We start from the raw sequence: 24,795 nt of genomic DNA, 5'->3' as shown, positions 1-24,795 counted from the left end.
TACTGGGGAACTTTCACTCGGTTTCCCCCCAAATTTGGGGGGGCAGGGGGGCTTTTAAACAGGCTCTAAAATGTGAACGTCGTCCGTAGGGCAAAGACCCCTGTTGTACTATTGTTAGAGTCGCCTTCCGGATTAAAAATTACAAACGCACCGGGAGTAATGCTGAGATTGTTGTTGATCTTGTAGTTATAAAACGCTTCGATTTGGTAGGGCGTGGCACGGTTGCTGATATTGGCGGGTGTTAAAGTTGCCCCATTACCGGCCCCAACCCTAGTGAGGGGTTGACCAAACATCAAACCGGCCGTATTACCTTCCACAAAGGCATCCGGGAAATAAAGCCCAGCCATCCAACTAGCAAGATCGGTAAAAGCCGAACCGCCATTGGCCTGATCCACCATGAAGTAAGCACCATAGCCGGTGAAGTAAATGCTGGAATTAATACGCCAAGTTAAGGTCGCCCCCACCGAATTAACGTTAACTGGGGTTGTCAACGGTAGGCCGCCTAGGGTTCCCGCCGCTGCCCCGGTTAGTCCCGTACCTAAAATATTGAGCTGGTGGTAGCTATAGGCATAGTTGAAACCAAGATCGAGATTTTCGGTGGGATAGAGGGTTAATTGGGTTGCCGCCACAAAACTGCCGTTGAATAAGCCCGCTCCGAGGGGAGTGCCGGGAAAGCCTTCATTTTGGGGAATAGCAGCGTTGACAGAGCCGTAAAGGGCGCGCCAATCGACCACATCGTTAGGCTTGTAAATGAAGCCGGCAGCCGAGGCTAAACCCGTTTCCGTTGTTCCCCCCGAGACCCGTAGTACCGGGTTAATGGCAAAAGCCCGGGAAAGAGTGCCCTGACCTTCACTGGCAAAGGGGACAATGGTGGGAAAAGCATCGGTGACTTCCGCTTTCGGTCCAACAAAAACGGTGAAATTATCTGCTACCGGTGTGACATAGAGCAATTTATACAGACATACGCTGTTATTGCCACAACTGGGTTGGAGATTTTGGGGATTAAAACCAGCAAACTGGGGTTCATAGTTAAAACTGGTCATGCCTTCACCCAAAATTGAGGCATCGTTGGGAAAAAGAGTTTCCGCCACACTTCCCGTGCCGGTAATGGGTTTTCCAGCAGTAAAGTTATAGGCCTGCAAACCCGTAATTAAGGCATCTTTACCGGTAAAGCTAGTGGTGAGGTTTAAGCGCACCCGATCGTTAAAAACTATCTGGGCATTATCCGAATCCGGTTCTCCCCCGGTGGCACCACTAATGGAAAAAATCACTTCCCCATTCAGTTTGGTGGTGGTGGAAAATTGATTGTCTTCCAGGTAGGCTGTACGGGTTTCCAGGTTATCAACCCTGGCCCCCAAAGCAGCCAGTTCTGCTTCAAATTCCCTTGCCAGCCGTTGGAGCTTGTCAATATCGGCCCGAATGACGGCCACATTTTCCTGTATTAACCGCTCCATCACGTTCATACAGGCATTGAGACCAGCGGCAAATTCCCAACGACTGAGGGCACGATCGCCGCGGAAAGTGCGATCGGGGTAACCCACAATGCAACCGTAACGCTCTACTAAACTTTTTAAGGCTTCATAGGCCCAATCCGTTGGTTGCACATCCCGCAACTCCGAAACCGATGTCACTTGGCCCATGGGCTGGTCCAGCAAGGTAGTCAGTTCCTGCACCGGAGTAATTACCATGGGATCGACATCCTCATACAGCATCTGAGCCCCAGCGGAACCAGGGAATGTGGTTAGGCTAGTAACGGTAGCAAATCCTGCGAGCCAAGTGAATCGATATTGTTTCATTGCGATGAATTCCTCTAATTTTGATCGTTTATGGTTAGCGGTGAAAAAAAGTCCGTGGTCTCCTTTTTTCTCCAAGGCAAATTGTTAACCTCCTGAGGTCGGTGAGTTTGTTATTGTCCTGGGGCAATTAACTTTTGGAGATAGGCAATGCCTCGGTCTAGGAGTAAACCCACCGCACCGATGTAAAACACTGCCAAGATAATTTCGCTGATGTAATTCTGTTGATAGGCATCCCAGATAAAAAAGCCGATGCCGACAATACCTGACATGACAATTTCTGCTGCAATAATTGCCAACCAAGCTAAACCAATGGCAATTCGTAAGCCGGTAAAAATATAGGGTAGTGCTGAGGGAATAAGAATTTTAAAGAAGAACTTTTGGGGAGACAAGCGTAACACTTTACGCACATTAATATAATCCTGCGGAATCTGTTTTACCCCTTCCGTTGTATTAATTAAAATCGGCCACACCGAGGTAATGAAAATAACGAAAATTGCCGCTGGTTGATTTTGCTGGAGAGCCACCAAAGCAATGGGAACCCATGCCAAGGGAGCGACCATCCGTAGAAATTGAAAAATTGGATCAAGAGCCTTATCTAGCAAGGGTTGAGTACCTACCAAAATCCCCGTGCTAATGCCAACAATGGCGGCGAGGGAATAACCTTGAGCAACCCGCCCTAAACTAGCGAGGGTTTGCCAAAATAACCCCTTATCCAAACCGCCCTGGTCGTAAAAGGGATACATCAACAGGGTGCGGGTACGGGGATCGGTCCACAAACTGCTGGGGGGGGGAAGTTTAATCAGACCTGCGCTGGAAATTAACTGCCACAACAATAAAAAGCCTAAGATTCCGAATATAGGGGGCAAAATGTCACCCCGACGCTTACGCCAAAACTTTTGTAGGGGATTGGCCCCCGCCGCCCGATTTTTCCTTTGGGAAATGGTAGTGGTCATTATTGTCTCCTTGATAGTAATGGATTAATCATCAACAATGAAATGGCTTAATTAATAGCTAGTTAGACTTTTTTGATTGCCAAACTTTGCAGATAAGCCGATGGATTAGCAGGGTCAAAGGTAATGCCATCAAAGAACGTTTCTACGCCCCGGGAAGTGCTGCTAGGAATGTCGGCAGTAAATCCAGCTTCCGTTGCTGCTTCTCGCCACAAATCTTCGCGATTAACTTTGTCAATAATTTTTTGAGCTGTATCTAAATCGGGGATGGCGTTTTTATGGAAACCCCAACGAATACTTTCTGTGAGGAACCATAAATCATGGCTCTTATAGGGGTAGGAAACATTGCCAATGCCGTCCTTCCAGTAGAGGGGACCTTTTTGGAAATCATCAATGGCAGGCTGACCATCTCCCATGGTGTATTGACCTTTAAAGGGAGACTCTAAAATGGTGGTGGGAACATTGAAATAATTTCTACCGGACACAATCTGTACAACTTCAGGACGATTTTTGGGGTCATCAATCCACTGTTGGGCTTCCATAATTCCCTTCAGTAATGCCTTGGTTGCCTTGGGATTTTTATCTACCCAATCCGCTCGAATGGCGAGGTACTCTTCCGGGTGATAGGGCCAAATTTGGGCAGTTAAACCGGCCATGTAGCCAATGTTTTCTGTCACGATGCGATAGGGCCAAGGATCTCCAGTGCTAAAAGCATCCATGGTACCGTTGCGCATGCCCTGGACTGTTTCAGCGGGAGGCACAGCCAGTAGGTCAATATCGGTGTCAGGATCAACGCCTCCGGCCGCAAACCAGTAACGAATCCAAAAATCTTGGTTAACGTTAGGGAAGGTGTGGGCTGCCTTAAATTTGCGGCCATTGGTTTTGTTAAAGCCCTTGATATAGTCCGCCGCTTTGGTGATATCCAGGTTTACCCCTTTGCCTTCATGCATTGGTGCTACGGCAATACCATTTCCCTGGGTAATCAATTGGGCCAATACATACATGGGCACCTTGTTGCCATTGGTAATGATCCCTTCCGTAATCAGGTGAGGCATGGGCATTTGCCATTGGCCGCCATCGATGCCGCCTCCCTGGGAACCAATGGTGACGTTATCTCTAGCGGAGGCCCAGTTGGCTTGTTTGGAGACTTCCACACCGGTCATGCCATATTTGGCAAAGAAACCTTTTTCTTGAGCAATGATCAATGGGGCAGCTTCCACAATGGGAATGTAGCCTAGTTTGATATTGGCGGTTTCGGGCATCATTTCTGGGCTAATATCCCCGGCCGCTTGGGGAGAAGGGTTAGTACCGGTGCTGGCGGCGTTGGGATCGGGGGGATTGCCGGCACAACCCTTCAGAAATAAAGCCCCTGTGGCAGTGGCGGCGGAGGTGAGCAAAAATTTACGTCGATTGAATGAACCCATAACTTTGATTGATTTTTTCTATGAAAAAAGGCAGACAGAAAAATTAAATAAGCGCCATGGATATCCCCGGTTTACGGAAGAGCACTGGGGCTCCTAGGCTAGGTAAACCAGGGGACGCTTTAAACTGCCTGCCCGAGGACAATGACTAATCCAAGGGGACTTGAATGATCTGATTATTAAGGAAAGCTAAAAATAGATAAATATCCAATTTTTTATGTAATTTATAGAAGTAGTCTATAAAATTAATCCACTATGAAAAATGCCACCCTCCACCAATTTGAGGTTTTTGCGGCGATCGCCAGGACGGGGAGTTTCACCAAGGCGGCGGAGGAATTGTTTCTGACCCAGCCCACGGTTTCCCAGCAGATGAAGCAACTCACCAAGGCGATCGGGGTGCCGCTTTATGAACAAATTGGCCGAAAAATCTATTTAACCGAAGCAGGACAAGCGGTTTTAGACGCTAGCAAAAACATTACCTCTTGCCTGGATCAATTGCAGGAAGTGATTGCTGACCTCCAGGGCTTAAAAAAAGGTAACCTGCGCCTAGCAACTATTACCACAGGCAAATATTTTGTGCCACGACTTTTGGGGGAATTTCGTCAACAATATCCAGGCATTTCCATCTCTCTACAAATTGGCAATCGTCAACAAATTTTGGAGCGTTTGGCGAATAATTTAGACGATTTATACTTTTTGGGTAAACCGCCCTCAAATCTTGATATTAATATCCGCCACTTTTTAGAAAATCCCCTCGTGGTAATTGCGTCTCGCCAGCACCCATTAGTCAAGGAAAAGAAAATTTCTTTGGAAAGACTAGTCAATGAACCCTTGATTATGAGGGAATCAGGCTCTGGAACCAGAATGGCAGTGGAAGAATTTTTCAGCGAAAACCGCCTAAAAATGAATGTAGAGATGGAGATTAGTAGTAATGAAGCCATTAAACAGGCAGTTTATGGTGGGCTGGGAATCTCAATTTTATCGCTGTATTCTTTGGCATTGGAGGGAATCAATGGCCCCCTAGCGGTGCTAGACGTGGAAGGATTTCCCTTACAAAAACACTGGTATATTATTTATCAAAAATCGAAGCAATTATCCATTGTGGCCCAAACTTTTTTAGATTATTTGTTTGCCCATGATGAAGCAGTTTCCATTGCCCAAATTTTTTAAAAACCATCGTTGCCGAAAGCTCCGGCTGACAGAGATCAACGCTGCCCATTAGCCCATTGATAATCGGGAAACTTTGCCGACCACTACGCCTCAAAGATTGTTTTCAACGCCCCCCGGTTCTCCAAAGCTTGGGGGAAAATTGGAGAACAGCCCTTTATTGTGGGGAGATCTAGGGATGAACTAAAGATAATGGGAGATAAGTCAGGCTAACCCTTAGCCATGATTTCCTGAAAGGCTTGGAGATCAAAATGGGTGGCAATCAACTGTTGGATACATTGCACCTTGACTGGTTCTTGCAGGCGTACATTACCAAAGGCCTGATCAACAATTTCCACGGTGGTTAGGGTGTCTTGGTCCACAGAGAGGATGGGAATTTCTAAATCCTGGGCTCGGCTGATAATCAGGGGTTGAGGTCCGGCGTGGCCAGTCAAAATTAAGCAACTGGTGGAGGTTTCTAGGGCAGCTAGTTGTAAATCGGTACGATCGCCGCCGGTGACCACAGCTTTATTTTCCCCTTGACGGAAATATTCCAGGGCAGAGTTAACGTTCATAGCCCCAATGGTGAGACTCTCCACCATCAAATCCAGATGCTCTTCACTACAGAGGACTTTGGCATTTAGTTGATGGGCTAGTTCCCGCACACTAACGCTTCTGAGCAAACGGTCTTCCGCCAACAGACCAAGCACCGCAATACCATGGCTTTCCAAAAAAGGCTTGACCAAATCTTTGGTCTCCGGCAAGGCCTCCAGGGGAATGTCATTGATCACCACCCCTTTGAGGCTATCCCCCAGGGTTTGTCGAGCTTTGAGGAGGCCATCCACCACCAAGGGGGAATGGTAGCGACCCACCAACAGCACTGCAGCGTTAATTTTGGCCGCTAATTCAGAAAAGGAAAGCCCGAATAAACTACCTTCCCAGAGATTGCCTGGACCTTCCAACAAAACTAAATCCGCCGTTAGACCTTGGATGGATGCCTCTAGGGCTTCGGCATAATTAGTTTGATCCTGGCCTTGGAGGCGTCGGGTAATGGTCTTTTCGTCCAAAAATACCAGGGGTTTACGCACCTGGGCTGGTGCCAACTCCAAACTCTGGCTAATAAATTCAATGTCTGCTTCTTCCAGGGCTGCCGCCGCCTTATTCATGGCCGTACCAATGGGCTTGCCGTAGGCGATCGCCATGCCCTGTTGTTGCAAAAGCCGGGCCAAACCGAGAATAATCCCCGATTTGCCGCTGTAGGGCTCCAAAGACCCGACTAATAAACATTGGGGTGAATTGGCCACTGGAACGCTCCTGACTAGATGGACTAGGTAAAAAAATTTGACTGCTGGGCTATTTTGATTAATTTAGCGACGGCATTGGTGAAAAACTGGCTTGATAGATACCCCTGCATGACCAAAGCTCAGTTTCCTCTGATTAATGATAGGCACTCTGGGACGAGCTAAAGGGTAGAAACATCGTCTAACCGCAAAAGCTTACGGTAAAAATTTTGCGGAAAGTCAATATTCTTACTCTCCTCGTATCCCGCAATTAGATCAATCAAATAGTCCATAAACTCTGAATTGAGCACAGTCATTTCATAACTCAAATCCGCCTGCCCATCGAATTGCATCCGGCAGCGAGTCAGTTCCGAGGGTAAACGGGACACAAACCAAGTGGCCACAAAGGAAAGATTTTCCCCCCCCTCAATGCGCCGGGCCCCTTCCACTTGCCCCAATTGGTAAAGAGCAAGGGCCAACGGCAACAACTTTTGTTTATTTTTATCCGGGTAGTAAGGTTGGTAAACGATTACCTCCCTTTTATCGGCGGGCTGGAGCTGGCTAATGGCAGTGCTAGACATGGGCAAAATGGCAAAACTAAGGACAGGGTGGACTTCTCTGTGCTCCCATGGAAAAACCGTGGCATAACCCAGTTTCCTAGGGCGGTTCCGGTTGTTACAGCAATGGCCAAATCAAATTAGACTCACTCAAGTTTGAGGCGTGGAAAAAATTTCCCGCAAGCAACTTTACCCAATGTCGGAACAAGAAGACTGTTTGTGCCGCCCCTGGGACTGTGGACGCTCCCCCTCCAAGCCAATCGGCAGGGACGGAGATTCCTGTCTCTACTCCTCTTAACTGGGTTTAGACTCCTGATGGGTTAACCCTAAGTCAGACCGAATCCACAGGCATTTTGTTTTTGCTTCCACTATCCGCCCGACAGCAGAAGGTTCTCGAACTTGGTTGTAGGATATAGTTTACCCTAAACCTTTCCGTGAATTGCTCTGGGCATTGTTGACGTGTCGGGGAGTGCTTTGGTTCTGTGACAAGTAGCGAAATTTCACTTATCTCCGGGAAAACAGACAATTTCCCTGGCCACCAATACCATGGCCCCAGGCAATCCCTGGAGCGGGGACGCTGGGTGAAATTAATTTGTGGAGCTAGCTATCAGGATTTAACTGCCATTCGAAATTTAGTCTTGGTCTACACGTTGGCAGGGGTAGACTGTATTGACTTGGCAGCGGATCCGGCGGTGGTGCGGGTGGCCCAGGAAGGCATCAAAGTTGCTTTATCTTTAGCCAATTCCTCTCACTATGAAGTTGAAACATTTGACTATTCGATCCAACCCCCTTGGTTGATGGTGAGCCTCAATGATGGGGAAGATCCCCATTTTCGCAAAGCCCAGTTTGATCCCCAAAAGTGTCCTCCGGATTGTCCCCGACCCTGTGCTCAGGTTTGTCCAGCTTGGGCGATCACCAGTGATGCTGATGAAGTTGTCCCCACAGGAGTGTGGGCGGAAAAATGTTACGGTTGTGGCCGCTGTTTACCCATCTGTCCCCAGGGAATTATTACTACTTATTCTCATCAAGCAACGGTGACTAGTCTGGTCCCTTGGTTGGAGTTGGGACAAATCGCTGCCCTGGAAATCCATACCCAGGTGGGACATGAAGAACGGTTTCAGCAACTCTGGCGTAGTCTGGCTCCGGTATTGACTCAACTCCAGGCGATCGCCATTAGTTGCCCCTACCATGCCGAGGCGGTGGAGTATCTGCAAACCATCTCTGGCTGGCTGGGGCCATTAGCAATGCCGACAATTTGGCAAACCGATGGCAGGCCCATGAGTGGGGACATTGGCCGGGGTACTACCCATCTTTGTCTCCACTACGCTGATCAGGTGCTGCAATCTTCCCTATCGGGGTTTGTGCAGTTGGCCGGGGGCACCAATTGCCACACTATCACCAAGTTAAGCTCCCAAGACTTTTCTGTTCACCAATCAAAACGAATGGTTAATGGCGTTGCTTTTGGCAGTTGCGCTCGCACCCTCATTGCCCCGGTGTTGCAGGCGGCAGAAGCTAGACAGCAGAATCCCCTTGCCCCACTCCATTTGGAAGATTATCCCGATTTACTCCAGCAGGCGATCGCCTTGGCCCAGTCTTTGGTGCAACCCTGGAAGGAACGTCGGACATTTTCGGAGAATGTCTCCAACAATATTGACAATAATTTGCAGTAATCTGTATAGTGATTTCACAGTGTTCTCTTCTCAAGGATTCAGTAGGGGGTGGCTCGGCGATCGAGTGCTCCCTGTTTTTTTGGCGGCAAAACCTTAAACTGATTAGTTGGATTGCTCCGTGTCCGTTGTTAACTTTTTGCCCTAACCAGACCAAGAAACCATGACTGTTTCCCCTTCCTACGACGCAATAGTAATCGGCTCCGGCATTGGGGGATTGGTCACCGCCACCCAGTTGGTATCCAAGGGTTTGAAAGTATTGGTACTAGAGCGTTACCTCATCCCCGGCGGCAGTGCTGGTTATTTTGAGCGGGAAGGTTATCGCTTTGATGTGGGGGCCTCAATGATTTTTGGTTTCGGCGATCGGGGTACTACTAACTTATTAACCAGGGCCTTAGCCGCTGTGGGACAGGCATTGGAAACTCTCCCCGACCCAGTGCAAATTCATTACCATTTGCCGGGGGGGCTAGACCCCAAAGTTCATCGGGAGTACGAAGCTTTTTTACAGGAGTTAATCGCCAAATTTCCTCAGGAAGCCCAGGGTATCCGCCGCTTCTATGATGAATGTTGGCAAGTATTTAACTGCCTCAACACCATGGAATTGCTCTCCCTGGAGGAACCCCGTTACCTGATGCGGGTATTTTTTCAGCATCCGGGGGCATGTCTGGGTTTAGTGAAATATTTACCCCAAAATGTGGGGGACATTGCCCGCCGCCATATCCAAGACCCGGATTTACTGAAATTTATCGATATGGAATGCTATTGCTGGTCCGTAGTGCCGGCGGACTTAACCCCCATGATCAATGCCGGCATGGTCTTTTCCGATCGCCATTACGGGGGCATTAACTATCCCAAGGGGGGCGTGGGACAAATTGCCGAAAGTCTAGTAGCTGGGCTAGAAAAATTCGGTGGCAAAATTCGTTACGGAGCCAGGGTAACCAAAATTATTCAGGAAAATAACCAGGCGATCGGGGTGGAACTGGCCAACGGTGAAAAAATTTATGGCCGGCGCATCGTCTCCAATGCTACCCGCTGGGATACCTTCGGGGCGTTAACGGGAGATCAGCCCCTACCTGGGAAGGAAAAACGGTGGCGCAGAAATTATCAACAGTCCCCCAGTTTCCTCAGCTTGCATCTGGGGGTAGAAGCGGATCTATTACCAGAAGGAACAGAATGTCACCACATTTTGCTGGAGGACTGGGATGATTTAGAAAAGGAACAGGGCACCATTTTTGTCTCCATTCCCACCCTCCTCGACCCCAGCTTGGCTCCCGACGGTTACCACATCATCCACACCTTCACCCCCAGTTGGCTCGAATCCTGGCAAAATCTTTCCCCCCAGGAATACGAAGCCAAAAAAGAAGCCGATTCTGGTAAATTAATCGACCGCCTGGAAGCCATTTTTCCCGGACTTGATCGGGCACTGGATTATATGGAAATCGGCACCCCCCGTAGTCACCGCCGCTTTTTAGGGCGACAAAATGGCACCTATGGCCCCATCCCCCGCCGTCGCTTACCGGGTTTACTGCCCATGCCTTTCAACCGCACCGCCATACCGGGCCTATATTGCGTTGGCGATAGTACTTTTCCAGGCCAGGGTTTGAACGCCGTCGCTTTTTCTGGTTTTGCCTGTGCCCATCGCCTAGCGGTAGATTTGGGGGTACGGTGATGACCGCCAACATTCTCTGGCACAATGGGGCCAAGCAATGAGCTGCAACGATCGCCAACTGCATGGGTAAAAAACCAAAATCTTCCTTTAACGTCAACCAGGATGACATCCCGGAAGTAATTCGGGACAATCCAGCGGGGTCGCCCCAGTCCCAACCCTTGTCCCCCATACCGCTGAAATTAATCGCGGCCGGCTTGGGGATAATTATTCTGGCTTTATTGACGTTGTTGGCCCTGTGGCCCAGGCCCGAGCCCGCACCGGAAGTGGTGACAGAACCAAGTCCCACCCCCACGGCAACCCCCATTGATAACCTGTTGGGGCACTTGCCCTATGAAGAGGCTCCCCTGGGGGAGTTGAAAAATATTACCCCCGACGGCCGTTTAAAGTTACGCCAGGCCGCCGCTGACCAATTTTTGCTTATGCAACGGGATGCCAAGGCCCAGGGCATTTCCCTTGTCCCCATTTCCGCCTTTCGCACTGTGACCGAGCAGGAACAACTTTTTTTTGACATCAAACAACAGCGCAATCAAGAGGCTCGACAGCGGGCCGAAGTCAGTGCCCCCCCCGGTTACAGCGAACATCACACCGGCTATGCGGTGGATATTGGCGATGGCAGTGCCCAGGCTACTCATTTAAGTGCAAGTTTTGCCCAAACGAAAGCCTTTAATTGGCTCCAAAATAATGCGGCCAAATACAGTTTTGAATTGTCTTTTCCCCCGGATAATCCCCAGGGCATTGCCTACGAACCCTGGCATTGGCGTTACGTCGGCGATCGCCAAAGTTTAGAACTGTTCTACAAAGCAAGAAACTTACCGCAAAAAAACGAGAATAATCCTTAAACCTGAACTAAATCAACAGATACTTTTTAGACCCTGCTCCAGTCTGGCAATGGCAACGCTAGCCGTGGCCTGCCGCAGAGCACCATAGGCAATACGGAGATAGCAACCCGAATCCACGCCAAAGGTGGAACCTGGTAGCACCGCCACCTTAAATTCATCAATTAACCTTTTCACTAGCTCTAAATCCGTCAAGGGGCTATTAACTTCCAGCAAACAGTAAAAAGCCCCCTGGGGCACCACTAAACGACAATAGTCAGACAATTGACCTAGGGTTTCTAATAGTTGCTGGCGACAGGCAGCCATCTCCGGTAAAAATTGGGCTGAATAATTCTTGCCCACCCGTAAGCAAGCAAGGGCGGCATATTGGGAAACCACCACCGGGCAGATCAGATTGGTATCCTGAATTTTTTTGACCGCTAGCAATAGTTCCAGGGGAATGACCATATAGCCGACCCGCCAACCGGCCATGCCATAGGCCTTCGAAAAGCTGTAGAGGGAAATGGTATGGCCTCCACTATCCCCCATGGCCTCAGGGGAGAAAATCGGAGTCTGGTCGTAGGCAAAATAATCGTAGGCCTCGTCGTGGATGTGGTAGATACCCCGCTCCTGGCACAGTTGGTTCACCGCCCGCAAATCTGCCTCTGGATAAATGGCCCCGGTGGGATTATTAGGCGAAATGGTCACCACCGCCCTAGTCCGGGGGGCGATCGCCTGGGCAATGAGGTCCAGTTGGAGTTGATATTGATCATCAGTGGGCACCAACACCGGCTGACACCCCGCAATTCTGACCGCCATTTCATGGTTGAAGTAGTACGGCGTATTGAGAATGATTTCATCTCCCACCTCCGTAATGGCTAGCACTGCATTTAAAAAACCCATATTGGCCCCAGCCGTTACTACCACAGCTTGGTCGGAAGACAGGTTAATATCGTTATCCCGTCGCAACTTTTCCGTTAAAGCAGAAATTAGGCTTGGTATGCCCGCCACTGGCTGATACTGATGCAGAGGAGTTTGCTCCAGACTTTCCCGCACCGCCACGGCCACCTCGTTAGGGGGAGGATAAAAAGCCACCCCTTGGCCCAGGGAAATCGTACCGGGGGAATCGACAATCCACTGTCCAACCACGGGAATAACCGGAGACTGAACCAAATCCATACGGCTAAAGGCTGTTTCCATTACCATTGTGAATCTGAACCTGTGAATTTAAGGTAACGCTTCAACTCTCCACTCCACCATCTGGAAACACCATGGCTGCCCATATAGCCCTTATCGCCCACGACAACAAAAAAGACGCTCTGGTTAATTTTGTCCAACAGCATAAATCCCTTTTCTCTCGCTATGACCTCATCGCCACCGGTCAAACAGGGGAATTAGTGAGGAACAAAACCGGCTTGGCCGTGGATACTGTTTTTTCTGGCCCCCTGGGGGGGGACACCCAAATTGCCACCCAAATCATCGATGGGACCATTGCTGCCGTCATTTTTTTGATTGACCCTCTCTATGCTCAACCCCACGAGCCGGACATCCGGACCCTGTTAAGGCTTTGTGAAGTGTACAACGTTCCCCTAGCTATTAATTTAGCCACCGCCAAAGCAGTGATTAAACTATTGGGTAAAACTAAAACTGGCCATCTAATTTTTAATCCCGTGGCAGGCCAGGGCAATGTGGAGCGGGAGCTAGATTTAATCAAAGAGCATTTACAGTCGGAAATTAATCTCAAAATTACTTTCACCAGTGCCGAAGTCAACGTCACCGACCAAGCCAAGGAAATTGTTAAGCGAATCAAGCAGGCCAACGAACAATCGGACGGGGAAGGAGATAGCTTTATCATTGCCTCCGGCGGTGATGGCACCGTATCCGGCGTAGCGGCGGCCCTCGTCAACACCGGCATTCCCTTGGGCATTATCCCCCGGGGTACCGCCAATGCTTTTTCCGTTGCCCTGGGCATTCCCACCCAAATCCCTGGAGCCTGCCAAACCATCAACCGGGGCATCACCAAAGTGGTGGATACGGCCCTGTGTAACGACATTCCCATGCTCCTGTTGGCCGGGGTCGGCTTTGAGGCGGAAATGGTGGAAAAAGCAGACCGGGAACTGAAAAATAATCTGGGGGTGATGGCCTACATTTTTGCTGGCATTCAACAGGCCAGGGAACAGGAGTTGTTTGAAGCCCACATCGAAATTGACTCAGAAACCACCACCATGGAAGCTAGCGCCATTACGATCGCCAATGCGGCCCCTCCCACTTCTGTGTTTGCCCAGGGAGCAGGGCAGGTATCCTTCACCGATGGGTTGCTCGACATCACCGTGGCCAGTAGTCAAACGGCATTACAGGGTCTGCAGGTAGTAACTAACCTGTTCACTTCTGCCCTGTCGAAAAATCCCAGCGATAATGAAAACGTGCTGCATCTCTATGGAGAAAGCATTAAAGTGACCACCAGTCCCCCGCAAAAAATTGTCGTTGACGGTGAAATCATTGGTACTACTCCAGTGGAGGTTAAATGCCTGCCCAAAAGCTTAAACATCTTTGCTCCAGTGGAAAACAGTTGAGCTTAGCGGTGCTGATGCTCTCCCTGGGCATAGTCCAGTACCAAGCAACCCTGGCATAATGAGCCATGGCTGGGGTCAAATCCGCCCAATCAACTTACCGCAATTTCTATGTCGGCGGTCTAGTCTAGGTCTGGATGTTATCCGTTGTGGTCCTTCTCCAGCAATCCCCTGAACTGCCTTGGATTCAGTGGGCCTAGCTCGATTTTTTTGTTATTTATCAGTCCATCATTCTAATGACCTTAACCAGTGTGCCCGCCCCTGTTTCCCTTTTTCCTGAACTTGAGCTTCCCCCCCTTCCCTATCACAGACCCCTACTGATGATTGGCCATGGCACTAGGGACGAAGACGGTCGCCAAACATTTTTAGATTTTGTGGCCCAGTACCAAGCATTAGACCATTCCCGCCCGGTGATCCCCTGTTTTTTGGAGTTGACGGAACCCAATATCCAGGCCGGGGTGCAGCAATGTGTAGACCAGGGCTTTGAGGAAATTTCCGCTCTGCCCATTTTGCTCTTTGCGGCCCGCCATAACAAATTCGATGTCACCAATGAGTTAGACCGCAGTCGCCAAGCCCATCCCCAGATCAATTTTTTCTACGGTCGTCATTTTGGCATTACCCCAGCCATTCTTGATTTGTGGAAAGCACGGTTGAATCAATTGGATAGTCCCGAAGCCAATCCCCAGGGCATTGACCGCCAAGATACGGTGCTGTTGTTTGTGGGTCGGGGTTCCAGTGATCCCGATGCCAACGGTGATGTGTATAAAATGGCCCGCATGCTCTGGGAAGGCAGTGGCTACCAAACTGTAGAAACCTGTTTCATTGGCATTAGCCATCCCCGCTTAGAAGAAGGGTTCCGTCGGGCGAGGTTATATCAACCCAAGCGGATTATTGTTTTGCCCTACTTTTTGTTTATGGGTGCCTTGGTGAAGAAAATTTTCACCATCACTGAGGAGCAACGGGCCACTTTTCCCGAGATTGAAATTCAATCCCTGTCGGAAATGGGCATTCAACCGGAGTTATTGGCGTTGGTGCGGGAACGGGAAATTGAAACCCAATTGGGACAGGTGGCGATGAATTGTGAGGCCTGTAAGTTTCGCCTCGCTTTTAAAAATCAGGGCCATGGTCATGATCACGGCCACGGACATCACCATCATGGTCACGACCACGGCCACAGTCACGGGGAATGGGTCGATACTTACATCGAGCCCACGGCCTACCACGAAAAAATTTGGCAGGCTCCCTAGACAAGTTGATCAACCAACGGGAAAAAAAGTTAATCTCCACCTGGTGACTAGACTAAATTAAGCTTCGTCACCGCCCATAATACGGGGGACTCGAAAAAAGTCTCCCTCCGGTTCCGGGGCGTTATCTAGCAGAGCTTGGCGGGTGGTGGCCGCATTGTCTCCGTCCCAACTGATTTGGCGATCGCCCCGGACAATGTTGCTCAACTCGATCGCCCTGGTGGTGGGTTCCACTCCTTCGGTGGGCAGTTCGTTCAATTGGTCAAAGTAGTCCAAAATGCTGCTCAACTGGGAAGCAAATTGACTTTCTTCCTCCGGGGTAATTTCCAAACGGGCCAGGTGGGCAATTTTTTGAACTTGGCTTTGATCCAACATGGGTTAACTCTAATTCTTTAAGTTCAGTTTAAAGGCGCTAATCTTGCCAGGAAAAATTAGCCATTCAAAGGAATTTTAAATACCCAATCTTGATATTTGGGTTCCCGGTTTTCCGTCACCGCTGTCAACACGGAGCGTAACTTTTCTGTAATCGGGCGATCGCCGCCCAGGGTAAAGTTCTCAATCCTTTTAACCGGGGTGATTTTGGCCGCAGTACCACTCAAAAATACCTCGTCGGCAATCATCAATTCCGATTTATCGATGGGGCGTTGGCAGGTGGGAATGCCCAAATCCGCTGCAATGGTGAGAATACTATCCCTAGTAATCCCTTCGAGGATGTCCTGCTCATTGCCGGGGGTAACAATTTGCCCATTCCGTACCATGAAAACATTCATGCCGGTGGCTTCACAGACCTTACCTTGGGAATTCATCAAAATAGCCTCATCAAAGCCCGATTCCACCGCTTCCGTTTTAGCCAAAGCAGAGGTAATGTAGGCGGCGCTGATTTTGCCCCTTAGGGGAAAACTCCGGTCTTCTTGGCGATACCAGGAACTGATACGGCAGCTAACTCCGTCGGCGGCGAGGTAATCCCCCATTTCCAAGCCATAAACCAGGAAATCCTTCTCCAGATTGTGCAAACGGGGGGCAATGCCCAAACCGGAACTGTACACCAATGGACGGATGTAAAAGGATTTATCGGGCTGATTTTTCTTAACAAAATCAACAATAACTTCCTTGATTTTTTCTGCACTGATGTCGTAGTGCAAAAACTTGGCACTCTTACTCAGGCGATCGCCATGGCGGTCCAGACGGAATAGTAGAATGGTGCCCGGATCTTCCGGGTCGGGAATACCCCGCAAACCCCCAAAGGCCGCCGTCCCATAGTGGAGGGCATGGGTAGCAACGGAAATTTTGGCATCCTCAAACGGGACAAACTTATCTTCAAAGTAGGCGATCGGCAAAAACTTGTGCATCAGAAAATCAAAAAAAAGACTTGTACTCCCTACTCCCTGGACTTAACCCCGGTCATCCAAAGGGGAATAGTGTGCTACCCGTGTTTTCCAGGGCATTAGGATTCACCTAGCCAGCCCGCCAGATTTTGAAGTTGGCTGTCCGAGGGGTCGGCTATGGGCACCACTTCATAACGGTTTGCTTGGGGAGATGCCAACACCACATCCACCGTTCGCAAAAGATCCTGATGAAACACCGTTAACTGAATCATATCATTGGCTTGGTAGTCTTTCAGCCGCAGGGAAAGCTGTTCGGCCCCAACCCGTACACCATTGATGGCCAGTAACAAGTCCTGGGGGCTAATGCCAGCCATGGCGGCGGGGGAATGGGCCGCCACAAAGGTAATTTTTTCCTGGCCGGCCTCGGATTTAACCTTAATGCCCAAATAGGGAGTTAAATCTTCCTGCATGGGCTTAATAACCAAGCCAAAGGGTTGCAAATAATCATTGAGGGGAAGTTCCGCCGTGGTGTGGAGATAGGTATGGAAAAATTCAGTTAAGTCCGTGTCCGCCACCCTGGAAATTACTGCCTGCAATTGTTCCGGGGTAAAACCAATTTCTTCCCGCCCAAATTCTTGCCACATTGCTCGCAAAACATCATCAAAGGAACGCTGGTTTTGGTGTCGTTCCCGAATCAGTAAATCCAGCATTAATGTTACCAATTCCCCCTTGAGGTAATAGGACATTTGGCTATTATCACTGTTGGCATCCCGACGATAGAGTTTGATCCAAGCGTCAAAACTAGATTCCGCCAAAGGTTGCACCAAGCGCCCTAGGGTCTTTAGGTAACGGGTAATCTCCTTGCCCAAATTTTTTAAATAGGTCTGGCGATCGTAAATTTCTGCCCTGAGGGGAATGAGCAGGTCATAGTAACTGGTGGTGCCTTCGGAAAACCAGAGGGAAGGGGTGTAATTTTCCTGGTCGTAGTCAAATTTCTCCAAAGCGATGGGACGAATACGCTTAATATTCCAAAGATGGAAAAATTCGTGGGCCACCAGTTGCAAAAACCGTTGGTATTTTTCCGGATCTCGAAAGCCAAAGCGGTCATAGTTCAGCACACAGGAATCTTTATGCTCTAAGCCGCCATAGCCCTGGTTAGAAGTGTGGAGAATGAACCAGTAATGGTCGTAGGGTAAATTCCCAAATAGTCCTGCTTCAACGGCGATGATTTTTTCCGTATCTCTAACTAACTGTTCCCCATTCAAATTACTTTCACCCCAAACCACAAAGTGGTGCTCCTTACCCTGGGTTTCAAAGGCGTAATCCCGATGAATCCCCACTTCCACCGGGCTATCTACCAACGTGTCAAAGTCCTGGGCATAGAAAGTTTTGGCTCCCGTAGTTGAATCCGTTGCCTTACAGGGCAGGGCCGTGGCGATCGCCCAAGCCGGTTCGGGAGGAACAACGGTCAAGGCTAGAGGCCTGTGGGTATGTCCTGGCAAGTAGAAAAACAATGCTGCCCCGGTGAAGAAACCATGACTATAATCCAAATGATTGGTTCTTACGGTTAGTTCATCGGCATAAATGCGATAGGAAATGGCAATATTTTCTTCCTCTCCACAGGCAATGGCCCAATGGGCCTTACCCAACTTTTGGTGCTCTAAATATTCGCCGTTGCTGAGACCTTGAGCTTGGAAGTCCTGCAAATGGCGCTCATATTCCCTTACCAGATAGGACCCTGGTGTCCAGACGGGAAATTTCAGTTCTAGTACAGAAGCAGTGAAGCCTTGAATATGCAAATCCACGGTGAAGTAGTGGGTCTGGGGCGTTGGCATCGCCACTTGGTAGTGCAGATGGGGGAGAGTAGGGAGCATGGTGGCTGGAGAAGTTTGCCTTAGTAACTGTCTCCTTTTTGTACCGCATTTACACCGTTGATGGCAGGGATCAATCCTGGTAATCCTATTTAATCTTGTGCGATAATGGTTAATACAAAAGCTTTTGCCAAAGTCCCCTCGGTGAGGTCGATGAAGTTTTCTTGCGTACTTTGGCGACCCATACCCCTTTCAGGGCAAGCTATAGATATGCCCCCCTCCTGCTGTTGACCTGCCTCTTCCTTTGATTAAATGACAGCTCCCACCCCCTCCTCCCACTCAGTTCCAATTCAGGAATTTACTGCCTCCAGGCAGGCCAGTTTCTTTGATGGACTGAAGCAACCCCGTTTTAGCGGCCAACTAATCCTCTCCAGTGCAACGGGGGAGAAATGGTCTTTTTATCTCTACATGGGTCGGATCATGTATGCCACCGGGGGGATTCACTCCGTCCGCCGTTGGCGCCGACAAATTGCTTCCTATCTGCCCCCCATTGCCGCCAACCTGGCCTCGGTGCAAACCGATTTGGCCAGCATTGATCCCCAAGATTTACAAATTTGCTGGGAATATCAACTGCTCTGCCACTGGGTAGCTCAGCAGAAAGTTACCAGGGAGCAGGCCGCTCGGCTGATTCGGGCCACGGTGGTGGAAGTACTGTTTGACATTACCCAATCCATGGAAGTGGCCTGTGATCTACGCCAGGATAATTTGCTTTCCACTAGGCTGGTGCTGATTGACGCGGATCAGATGATTGCGGAATCCCAGCAGTTATGGAGCAAATGGCAGGGGGCCAAGATTGCAGACCGCTCCCCCAATGCGGCCCCTATCATTCGTCAGGCGGAACAGTTACAGCAACGCACCACTCCCCAGGTATACCAAACCCTCAAACAGTTGCTGGATGGTAATCAGTCCCTTCGGGACTTGTCGGTGCGGATGAAGCGAGATGTGCTGAGTGTGACCACTTCTTTGTTGCCCTATCTACAGTTGGGGTTGGTGGAATTGATTAAAATTCCCGATTTGCCCCCGCCCATTGCGCCCCCAGTGAGGGGCGTGGTGGCTCAGCCTGATGTGCCCAGTGGTCCCCTGATCGCCTGTGTGGATGACAGTCCTTTGATCTGCCAAACCATGGAAAAAATTCTTACTACAGCCAATTATCGGTTTGTAGGAATCAATGATCCCCTACGGGCGATCGCCATTCTTCTGGCCCGGAAGCCGGATTTGATTTTCCTCGATTTGGTCATGCCCAACGCCAATGGCTACGAAATTTGTGGGCAATTGCGTAAATTGTCCATCTTCAAAAGTACTCCCATTGTCATCCTCACCGGCAATGATGGCATTGTTGACCGAGTGCGGGCCAAAATGGTCGGCTCCACAGATTTTTTAAGTAAGCCCGTCAACCCGGACATGGTTTTGCAGACTATTAAAAAACATCTCCATGACCAGGCATCGCTGCCAGCGGAATAACTTGACCCAAGGAGGCCCCGGAAAATTGTGGAGTCTCCCTTGATTCCAGGCCAATACTTTTGCGGTTTGGTTTAGGATCTATAACTGTTTACTATTTACCGTTCACTTTTCGACTAATTAAGCACTGAGGCAACATTATGGGCAGCGCACTTGTTATTGACGATTCCTCTACAGAACGTTCAATTATCAGTGATTTTTGTCAGAAACTAGGCATTAACGTCACCACCGCCATCAGTGGAGAAGAAGCCCTGGAAAAACTTTCCCAGGCAGTGCCGGACGTAATTATCTTAGATATTGTGCTGCCGGGGCGCAGTGGTTTTGAAATTTGTCGAGAATTGAAAGACAAAGACCGGACTAAAAGTATTCCAATAATCCTCTGTTCCACTAAGGCCACGGATATGGATAAATTTTGGGGCAAACGCCAAGGGGCGGACGCCTATATTACTAAACCCATTGACCAAGAGGAGTTCAACACGGTAATCAAGCAATTTATCTGAACTTTATATCCCCCATGCTTTCTTTCCGGTTAATTTTTTCCGGCTAACCAATGCCCGAGCCGATGGACGAATTAGCTGTTACTAAAGCTGATTGATTTTTCCGGTCCCCCCTGGGACGGTTTTTAGGAGCAACTGTTTTGCCAGCCAACACCTTTTCCTCTGATACCATGCTGGGTGATATCCAAGTCCCCCGCCAGCAGTTTTTGCAATTTACCCTCGAACCAGACACCAACTTAATTTTGCCTCTGTTTCAGTTAACGGAGATTCTGACGGTGCCCCTGGGACAAATCACCCCCATTCCCCACATGCCTTCCTGGACCATGGGGGTTCATAATTGGCGGGGAGACGTGCTCTGGGTGATTGATTTTGGCGCTTTTTTAGGGCTAACCTCTTGGCACCTCCAATCTGGTTCCCGTACCAACTATCGGGTTATCATTTTAAATGGAGGCGTCCCCTTCGACCTTGATCCCAGCCAACGAAGGCGATCGCCGGGTCAACGCAACCAGATGTTGGGACTGGTGGTCACAGAGGTAAAGGACATTACCTGGTGTGAAACGGATCAAATTCAATCTCCCCCTGCCGCCAGCATTGGTTCAGACCTTGCGCCCTACGTGCGGGGATTTTGGGTCAGCCCTCCAGGGGTAATGTATGTGGTATTGGATGCCCAAGCTATTGTGGGTCGTCTGATGACTACTCCCCGGGCTGCCTCCAGTTAACTTTTATTGATTTTTATTGAATTTATTAAACTAATCAACCTATCAGTTTGCTAATTATTGGCTAAATTTTCTACACTTTTGACTGGAATTCTCGCTCCATCGGCAAGCTAACTAGGACTGGAGCAACTACGGTTTTCTTCTTAGTGCTTGTGTTTCTCGCCTTGACTTTAGGGTAGACCTCCACCCAAGGGCCATTACCGTGCTTGAGGTACTGATGTCCACCCTGCCCTACCCATGTTGCCTAACTGGTAAGTTTTAACCATGACCCAAAATCCTTCCTCCGATCGCCGTCCTGACACTGCCCAATCCGTCGCCAATGGCGAGACCCTTGATGGCGCTCTTTTTACTGGGTTGACGGACACGGCCGCTGCCCAGGACGAATCGTCGGAAACCAGCGCTTCTTTTGCCACCATCGATGGAGAGGATAAAAGTGAGGTAGGGGATGCCCTGGATTGGTTTAGCGATGGCAAGGAAACTGACATCAACGGGGATGAGGCAGACCGTGGAATCCAGGCAGATACACAAGCAAAAACATTGGTTTCCCTGGAAAATTTGACCGAGGAACCGGAGATAGATGGGGCTGAGTTCATGGCAGAGGCTTTTATAGCAGAAAATACCGCCGTGGAGGATGTTTCCCCTAACCCCAACCCCGCCATTGACACCGATGCCCTGGCCGCACTGACCCAATCGGCCGTAGAGTTGACCCCGCCGCCCCCGATCAATTTGCCCAAGGTGGAGTTACCCCCCATGCAACCCCTGGCTCCCCTCATGGCGATCGCCGACCCGGATAATTTGAGTCCGATGTCTACCTCAATCCAGGCACCTACCCAAAGTGGAGGACTTTCCCTCCGCAATAAAGCTGTGTTGATAGCCCTGTTAATTGGTTTGATCCCCGCTGGGGTGATTGGAGGGCTCAATCTCAGCAGTGTGGACAGGCTTCCAGTGCCCCAAACGGAACAACAGGTCAAGGACTCCACCACTAAGCAAATCCGTGACCAAATTCTGATTGGGCTTTTGGTGACCGCGGTGGGGGCTGCCTTCGTTGCCTACTGGATGGTGGGGGAAAATACCAAAGCTCAAACCGCCCTGGCCTTGAAAGCTAAGCATTCCCACCGGAACCTCGACCAACCTCTAGCCGTGGCCGGTGATGAACTGGCGATCGCCGACCAAACCATTGATGCTCTCAGTGCCCAGGTGGAGAAATTGCGCCACCAGCAGGATTTATCCCTTAAACAAGCAGAACTGCTGACCGAACTATCCCGGGCCAACCTTTCCGACATTGACGAAATTCAAGGCGTAATTCAGAAGAACCTCGACCAAGCCAGAGCTTTGTTTGGTTGTGAGCGACTAGTGTTTTACTACCATCCCCGCTATCAGCCTGAAGCCATGGTAGTGCAAGCTTTGGACTTAACCACTCAAGGTTTAATTGACAGCAAAGATCCCCATCCCTGGGGCCAGGAAGATATGCCTTCCCAGATCGTTGCCATCAATGACACCAGCGGTGCCAGTATCAGTAACCCCCATCGCCAATGGTTAGAGCAACATCAAGTCAAAGCGAGCTTGACCGTACCTCTACACCGGGATAACTACCCCCTCGGCCTGCTCATGGCCCACCATTGCCAACGTCCCCACCAGTGGGAAATGAGGGAAAGACAGTTTCTTCAGCAGTTGACCGAAGAACTACAAACCACCCTGGACCGGGCCAACCTGATCCAGGAAAGAAATGAAAGCGCCCAGCAAGCCCAAATCCTTAAAGAATTGACTCTGAAAATTTCCGCTGCCATCAACAGCGAGCAGGTTTTTGACATCGCCGCCCAAGAAATTCGTCTGGCGCTCAAAGCAGACCGGGTCATTGTCTATCGGTTCGATGCCACCTGGGCCGGCACAGTAATTGTGGAATCGGTAGCAGAAGGATATCCCAAAGCCTTGGGGGCCACCATTGCCGACCCCTGCTTTGCTGATAGTTATGTAGAAAAATACCGTTCTGGACGTATCCAAGCCACCCGAGATATTTACAACGCCGGCCTGACCCCCTGCCACATTGGCCAGCTCAAACCCTTTGAAGTCAAAGCCAACCTTGTCGCCCCCATCAACTACAAAGGCAATCTGCTGGGACTACTCATCGCCCACCAGTGCTCCGGGCCGAGGGACTGGCACCAGAATGAAATTGATTTATTTGGCCAATTGACTGTGCAGGTGGGACTAGCTTTAGAACGCTCCGACCTCTTAGCCCAACAGAAAATCGCCGAAGTAGAACAACGACAAATGCGTGAAAAAATGCAAAAGCGGGCCTTGGAACTGCTGATGGAGGTAGACCCTGTCAGTCGAGGGGACTTGACCATCCGAGCCCACGTGACCGAGGACGAAATTGGCACGATCGCCGACTCCTACAACGCAACTATTGAAAGTCTGCGGCGCATTGTAACCCAAGTACAAACCGCTGCTAGTCAATTTACTGAGACCACCGACACCAACGAAGTGGCAGTGCGGCAACTAGCCCAGCAAGCCAATCGCCAGGCCTTGGATGTGGCAGAGGCCCTGGAGCGGCTTCAGGCCATGAACAAGTCCATTCAAGCAGTGGCAGAAAATGCTGCCCAAGCAGAATCAGCAGTACAACGGGCGACCCAAACGGTGGACCAAGGGGAAGATGCCATGAACCGCACCGTGGATGGCATTGTCGCAATTCGGGAAACGGTGGCCGCCACCGCCAAACAGGTGAAGCGATTGGGGGAATCATCCCAAAAGATCTCCAAAGTGGTGAACCTAATTGGCAGCTTTGCTGACCAAACCAACCTCCTAGCCCTAAATGCTGCCATTGAAGCCGCCCATGCTGGTGAAGAAGGACGGGGATTTGCGGTGGTAGCCGATGAAGTACGTTCCCTGGCACGGCAATCAGCGGAAGCAACGGCAGAAATTGCCCAATTGGTGGCGACAATTCAGGCGGAAACGAATGAAGTAGTGAATGCCATGGAAGCGGGCACCGAACAGGTAGTGGTGGGAACCAAATTGGTAGAAGAAACCAGGCGGAGCTTGAACCAAATTACGGCGGTGAGTGCCCAGATTAGTGGCTTGGTGGAAGCGATCACCTCTGCGGCCATTGAGCAGTCCCAAACCAGTGAATCGGTGACCCAGACCATGGCTCTGGTGGCCCAGATTGCGGATAAAAACTCCAGTGAAGCGAGTGGGGTATCTGCCACCTTTAAGGAACTGTTGGCAGTGGCCCAGTCATTGCAAGAGGCGGTTAAACAGTTCAAAGTGCAGTGATCTGACCAAATGTATAACTAAACCCATAACCGACATTCAATCAATATGTCCACCATTGCAAGCGAATACCAACCCCCCAAGGACCAGACGGCCATGCTGTCTGGGCAAATTAGCCAGGGACAAGCGGAGAGTCTGCAAACCATGCGTAGTGTGAGGGCTACCATGGCCACCACGGGGGAACAACTGGAAAAGTTGGATAGTTCCACCCAGGAAATTGCCAAAGCAATTAATTTGATTCGACAATTTGCGGCCCAGACCCATCTGTTGGCCCTGAAGGCGTCCATTGAAGCGGCCCGGGCTGGGGAGGAGGGCCGGGGCTTTTCGGTAATTGCAGACGAAGTGCGGAGTTTAGCGGCCCAATCGGCGGAAGCAACGGCGGCCATGGAGGCTTTAATTGTGACGATCCAGTCCCAGGCGAGGGAATTGACCGGCAGTATCAGGGAAAGCAACCAGCAACTGAATGGCCATCACCAACAATTGGAAACAAACCAGCAATATTGGCACCAACTAGCTGAAACCCTCCTATCTAACCCTTAATTTCCCCTT

The 24,795-nt window shown here is 50.0% G+C and carries 20 protein-coding genes; 11 read left to right on the top strand and 9 right to left on the bottom strand.

The window, feature by feature from the left end:
• Window positions 1-65: 65 nt before the first annotated feature.
• From SYNPCCP_RS14745 to SYNPCCP_RS14735, 3 genes are all read right to left on the bottom strand, one after another.
• Window positions 66-1,796 (bottom strand): iron uptake porin, encoded by a 1,731-nt coding sequence (locus tag SYNPCCP_RS14745; protein WP_010874029.1) that lies wholly within the window; start codon window positions 1,794-1,796, stop codon window positions 66-68.
• 110 nt (window positions 1,797-1,906) lie between these two features.
• Window positions 1,907-2,749 (bottom strand): nitrate ABC transporter permease, encoded by an 843-nt coding sequence (gene ntrB / locus SYNPCCP_RS14740; protein WP_010874028.1) that lies wholly within the window; start codon window positions 2,747-2,749, stop codon window positions 1,907-1,909.
• Window positions 2,750-2,811: 62 nt separating this feature from the next.
• Window positions 2,812-4,170 carry a CmpA/NrtA family ABC transporter substrate-binding protein gene (locus SYNPCCP_RS14735; protein WP_010874027.1) on the bottom strand — a complete coding sequence of 453 codons (1,359 nt, stop codon included), beginning with the start codon at window positions 4,168-4,170 and terminating at the stop codon, window positions 2,812-2,814.
• A 252-nt stretch (window positions 4,171-4,422) separates the two neighbouring features.
• Here SYNPCCP_RS14735 and cmpR point away from each other — a divergent pair, with 252 nt between their 5' ends.
• On the top strand, window positions 4,423-5,337 hold the full coding sequence (gene cmpR, locus SYNPCCP_RS14730; protein WP_010874026.1) for an HTH-type transcriptional activator CmpR: 915 nt from the start codon (window positions 4,423-4,425) through the stop codon (window positions 5,335-5,337).
• 206 nt (window positions 5,338-5,543) lie between these two features.
• Here the strand turns inward: cmpR and SYNPCCP_RS14725 are convergent, their stop codons facing one another.
• On the bottom strand, window positions 5,544-6,617 hold the full coding sequence (locus SYNPCCP_RS14725; RefSeq protein WP_010874025.1) for a phosphotransacetylase family protein: 1,074 nt from the start codon (window positions 6,615-6,617) through the stop codon (window positions 5,544-5,546).
• Window positions 6,618-6,775: 158 nt separating this feature from the next.
• The gene (gene ebsA / locus SYNPCCP_RS14720) at window positions 6,776-7,174 is read right to left on the bottom strand and encodes a type IV pilus biogenesis protein EbsA (protein WP_010874024.1); all 399 of its coding nucleotides are present in this window, start codon (window positions 7,172-7,174) and stop codon (window positions 6,776-6,778) included.
• 458 nt (window positions 7,175-7,632) lie between these two features.
• Between ebsA and ldpA the strand changes: the two genes are divergently transcribed.
• The 3 genes from ldpA to SYNPCCP_RS14705 all read left to right on the top strand — a co-directional run bounded on the left by ldpA (window position 7,633) and on the right by SYNPCCP_RS14705 (window position 11,325).
• Entirely contained in the window at window positions 7,633-8,820 is a 1,188-nt protein-coding gene (gene ldpA, locus SYNPCCP_RS14715; protein WP_010874023.1) for a circadian clock protein LdpA, read from the top strand.
• A gap of 160 nt (window positions 8,821-8,980) precedes the next feature.
• Window positions 8,981-10,486, top strand: a complete 1,506-nt coding sequence (gene crtH, locus SYNPCCP_RS14710) for a carotenoid isomerase (protein WP_010874022.1) — start codon at window positions 8,981-8,983, stop codon at window positions 10,484-10,486.
• Between the two features lie 62 nt (window positions 10,487-10,548).
• On the top strand, window positions 10,549-11,325 hold the full coding sequence (locus SYNPCCP_RS14705) for a D-alanyl-D-alanine carboxypeptidase family protein (RefSeq protein WP_010874021.1): 777 nt from the start codon (window positions 10,549-10,551) through the stop codon (window positions 11,323-11,325).
• Between the two features lie 12 nt (window positions 11,326-11,337).
• Here the strand turns inward: SYNPCCP_RS14705 and SYNPCCP_RS14700 are convergent, their stop codons facing one another.
• The gene (locus SYNPCCP_RS14700; RefSeq protein ID WP_228670064.1) at window positions 11,338-12,501 is read right to left on the bottom strand and encodes a pyridoxal phosphate-dependent aminotransferase; all 1,164 of its coding nucleotides are present in this window, start codon (window positions 12,499-12,501) and stop codon (window positions 11,338-11,340) included.
• 71 nt (window positions 12,502-12,572) lie between these two features.
• Here SYNPCCP_RS14700 and mgsA point away from each other — a divergent pair, with 71 nt between their 5' ends.
• Together mgsA and SYNPCCP_RS14690 are read left to right on the top strand one after the other, a co-directional pair.
• Window positions 12,573-13,874, top strand: a complete 1,302-nt coding sequence (gene mgsA, locus SYNPCCP_RS14695) for a methylglyoxal synthase (RefSeq protein WP_010874019.1) — start codon at window positions 12,573-12,575, stop codon at window positions 13,872-13,874.
• A gap of 233 nt (window positions 13,875-14,107) precedes the next feature.
• Complete coding sequence (locus tag SYNPCCP_RS14690; RefSeq protein ID WP_010874018.1) at window positions 14,108-15,118, top strand: sirohydrochlorin chelatase; 1,011 nt, start codon at window positions 14,108-14,110, stop codon at window positions 15,116-15,118.
• A gap of 57 nt (window positions 15,119-15,175) precedes the next feature.
• On the opposite strand, the gene gatC is transcribed toward SYNPCCP_RS14690, so the two are convergent.
• The 3 genes from gatC to SYNPCCP_RS14675 form a co-directional block, all read right to left on the bottom strand.
• Window positions 15,176-15,490 (bottom strand): Asp-tRNA(Asn)/Glu-tRNA(Gln) amidotransferase subunit GatC, encoded by a 315-nt coding sequence (gene gatC, locus SYNPCCP_RS14685; RefSeq protein ID WP_010874017.1) that lies wholly within the window; start codon window positions 15,488-15,490, stop codon window positions 15,176-15,178.
• A 56-nt stretch (window positions 15,491-15,546) separates the two neighbouring features.
• Window positions 15,547-16,464 carry a branched-chain amino acid transaminase gene (locus SYNPCCP_RS14680; RefSeq protein ID WP_010874016.1) on the bottom strand — a complete coding sequence of 306 codons (918 nt, stop codon included), beginning with the start codon at window positions 16,462-16,464 and terminating at the stop codon, window positions 15,547-15,549.
• Between the two features lie 95 nt (window positions 16,465-16,559).
• Entirely contained in the window at window positions 16,560-18,314 is a 1,755-nt protein-coding gene (locus SYNPCCP_RS14675; RefSeq protein ID WP_010874015.1) for a M61 family metallopeptidase, read from the bottom strand.
• 249 nt (window positions 18,315-18,563) lie between these two features.
• On the opposite strand from SYNPCCP_RS14675, the gene SYNPCCP_RS14670 reads away from it, so the two are divergent.
• The 5 genes from SYNPCCP_RS14670 to SYNPCCP_RS14650 all read left to right on the top strand — a co-directional run bounded on the left by SYNPCCP_RS14670 (window position 18,564) and on the right by SYNPCCP_RS14650 (window position 24,786).
• Entirely contained in the window at window positions 18,564-19,772 is a 1,209-nt protein-coding gene (locus tag SYNPCCP_RS14670; RefSeq protein WP_010874014.1) for a response regulator, read from the top strand.
• A gap of 137 nt (window positions 19,773-19,909) precedes the next feature.
• Window positions 19,910-20,269, top strand: coding sequence for a response regulator (locus SYNPCCP_RS14665; protein ID WP_010874013.1), 360 nt, complete (start codon window positions 19,910-19,912; stop codon window positions 20,267-20,269).
• Between the two features lie 137 nt (window positions 20,270-20,406).
• Window positions 20,407-20,985 (top strand): chemotaxis protein CheW, encoded by a 579-nt coding sequence (locus tag SYNPCCP_RS14660; protein ID WP_020861981.1) that lies wholly within the window; start codon window positions 20,407-20,409, stop codon window positions 20,983-20,985.
• A gap of 261 nt (window positions 20,986-21,246) precedes the next feature.
• Window positions 21,247-24,249 (top strand): methyl-accepting chemotaxis protein, encoded by a 3,003-nt coding sequence (locus SYNPCCP_RS14655; RefSeq protein WP_010874011.1) that lies wholly within the window; start codon window positions 21,247-21,249, stop codon window positions 24,247-24,249.
• A 45-nt stretch (window positions 24,250-24,294) separates the two neighbouring features.
• Entirely contained in the window at window positions 24,295-24,786 is a 492-nt protein-coding gene (locus SYNPCCP_RS14650; RefSeq protein WP_010874010.1) for a methyl-accepting chemotaxis protein, read from the top strand.
• Window positions 24,787-24,795: the final 9 nt, after the last annotated feature.

Source organism: Synechocystis sp. PCC 6803 substr. PCC-P (genome assembly GCF_000284455.1).
Lineage (GTDB): Bacteria > Cyanobacteriota > Cyanobacteriia > Cyanobacteriales > Microcystaceae > Synechocystis.
This window is presented reverse-complemented; position numbering and strand designations above follow the sequence as displayed.

What these genes read in the sequence shown, in the direction of transcription:
- SYNPCCP_RS14745 (WP_010874029.1), bottom strand. Translation starts at nt 1,796, where the DNA reads ATGAAACAATATCGATTCACTTGGCTCGCAGGATTTGCTACCGTTACT.
- ntrB (WP_010874028.1), bottom strand. Translation starts at nt 2,749, where the DNA reads ATGACCACTACCATTTCCCAAAGGAAAAATCGGGCGGCGGGGGCCAAT.
- SYNPCCP_RS14735 (WP_010874027.1), bottom strand. Translation starts at nt 4,170, where the DNA reads ATGGGTTCATTCAATCGACGTAAATTTTTGCTCACCTCCGCCGCCACT.
- cmpR (WP_010874026.1), top strand. Translation starts at nt 4,423, where the DNA reads ATGAAAAATGCCACCCTCCACCAATTTGAGGTTTTTGCGGCGATCGCC.
- ebsA (WP_010874024.1), bottom strand. Translation starts at nt 7,174, where the DNA reads ATGTCTAGCACTGCCATTAGCCAGCTCCAGCCCGCCGATAAAAGGGAG.
- crtH (WP_010874022.1), top strand. Translation starts at nt 8,981, where the DNA reads ATGACTGTTTCCCCTTCCTACGACGCAATAGTAATCGGCTCCGGCATT.
- SYNPCCP_RS14705 (WP_010874021.1), top strand. Translation starts at nt 10,549, where the DNA reads ATGGGTAAAAAACCAAAATCTTCCTTTAACGTCAACCAGGATGACATC.
- SYNPCCP_RS14700 (WP_228670064.1), bottom strand. Translation starts at nt 12,501, where the DNA reads ATGGAAACAGCCTTTAGCCGTATGGATTTGGTTCAGTCTCCGGTTATT.
- mgsA (WP_010874019.1), top strand. Translation starts at nt 12,573, where the DNA reads ATGGCTGCCCATATAGCCCTTATCGCCCACGACAACAAAAAAGACGCT.
- SYNPCCP_RS14690 (WP_010874018.1), top strand. Translation starts at nt 14,108, where the DNA reads ATGACCTTAACCAGTGTGCCCGCCCCTGTTTCCCTTTTTCCTGAACTT.
- gatC (WP_010874017.1), bottom strand. Translation starts at nt 15,490, where the DNA reads ATGTTGGATCAAAGCCAAGTTCAAAAAATTGCCCACCTGGCCCGTTTG.
- SYNPCCP_RS14680 (WP_010874016.1), bottom strand. Translation starts at nt 16,464, where the DNA reads ATGCACAAGTTTTTGCCGATCGCCTACTTTGAAGATAAGTTTGTCCCG.
- SYNPCCP_RS14675 (WP_010874015.1), bottom strand. Translation starts at nt 18,314, where the DNA reads ATGCTCCCTACTCTCCCCCATCTGCACTACCAAGTGGCGATGCCAACG.
- SYNPCCP_RS14670 (WP_010874014.1), top strand. Translation starts at nt 18,564, where the DNA reads ATGACAGCTCCCACCCCCTCCTCCCACTCAGTTCCAATTCAGGAATTT.
- SYNPCCP_RS14665 (WP_010874013.1), top strand. Translation starts at nt 19,910, where the DNA reads ATGGGCAGCGCACTTGTTATTGACGATTCCTCTACAGAACGTTCAATT.
- SYNPCCP_RS14655 (WP_010874011.1), top strand. Translation starts at nt 21,247, where the DNA reads ATGACCCAAAATCCTTCCTCCGATCGCCGTCCTGACACTGCCCAATCC.
- SYNPCCP_RS14650 (WP_010874010.1), top strand. Translation starts at nt 24,295, where the DNA reads ATGTCCACCATTGCAAGCGAATACCAACCCCCCAAGGACCAGACGGCC.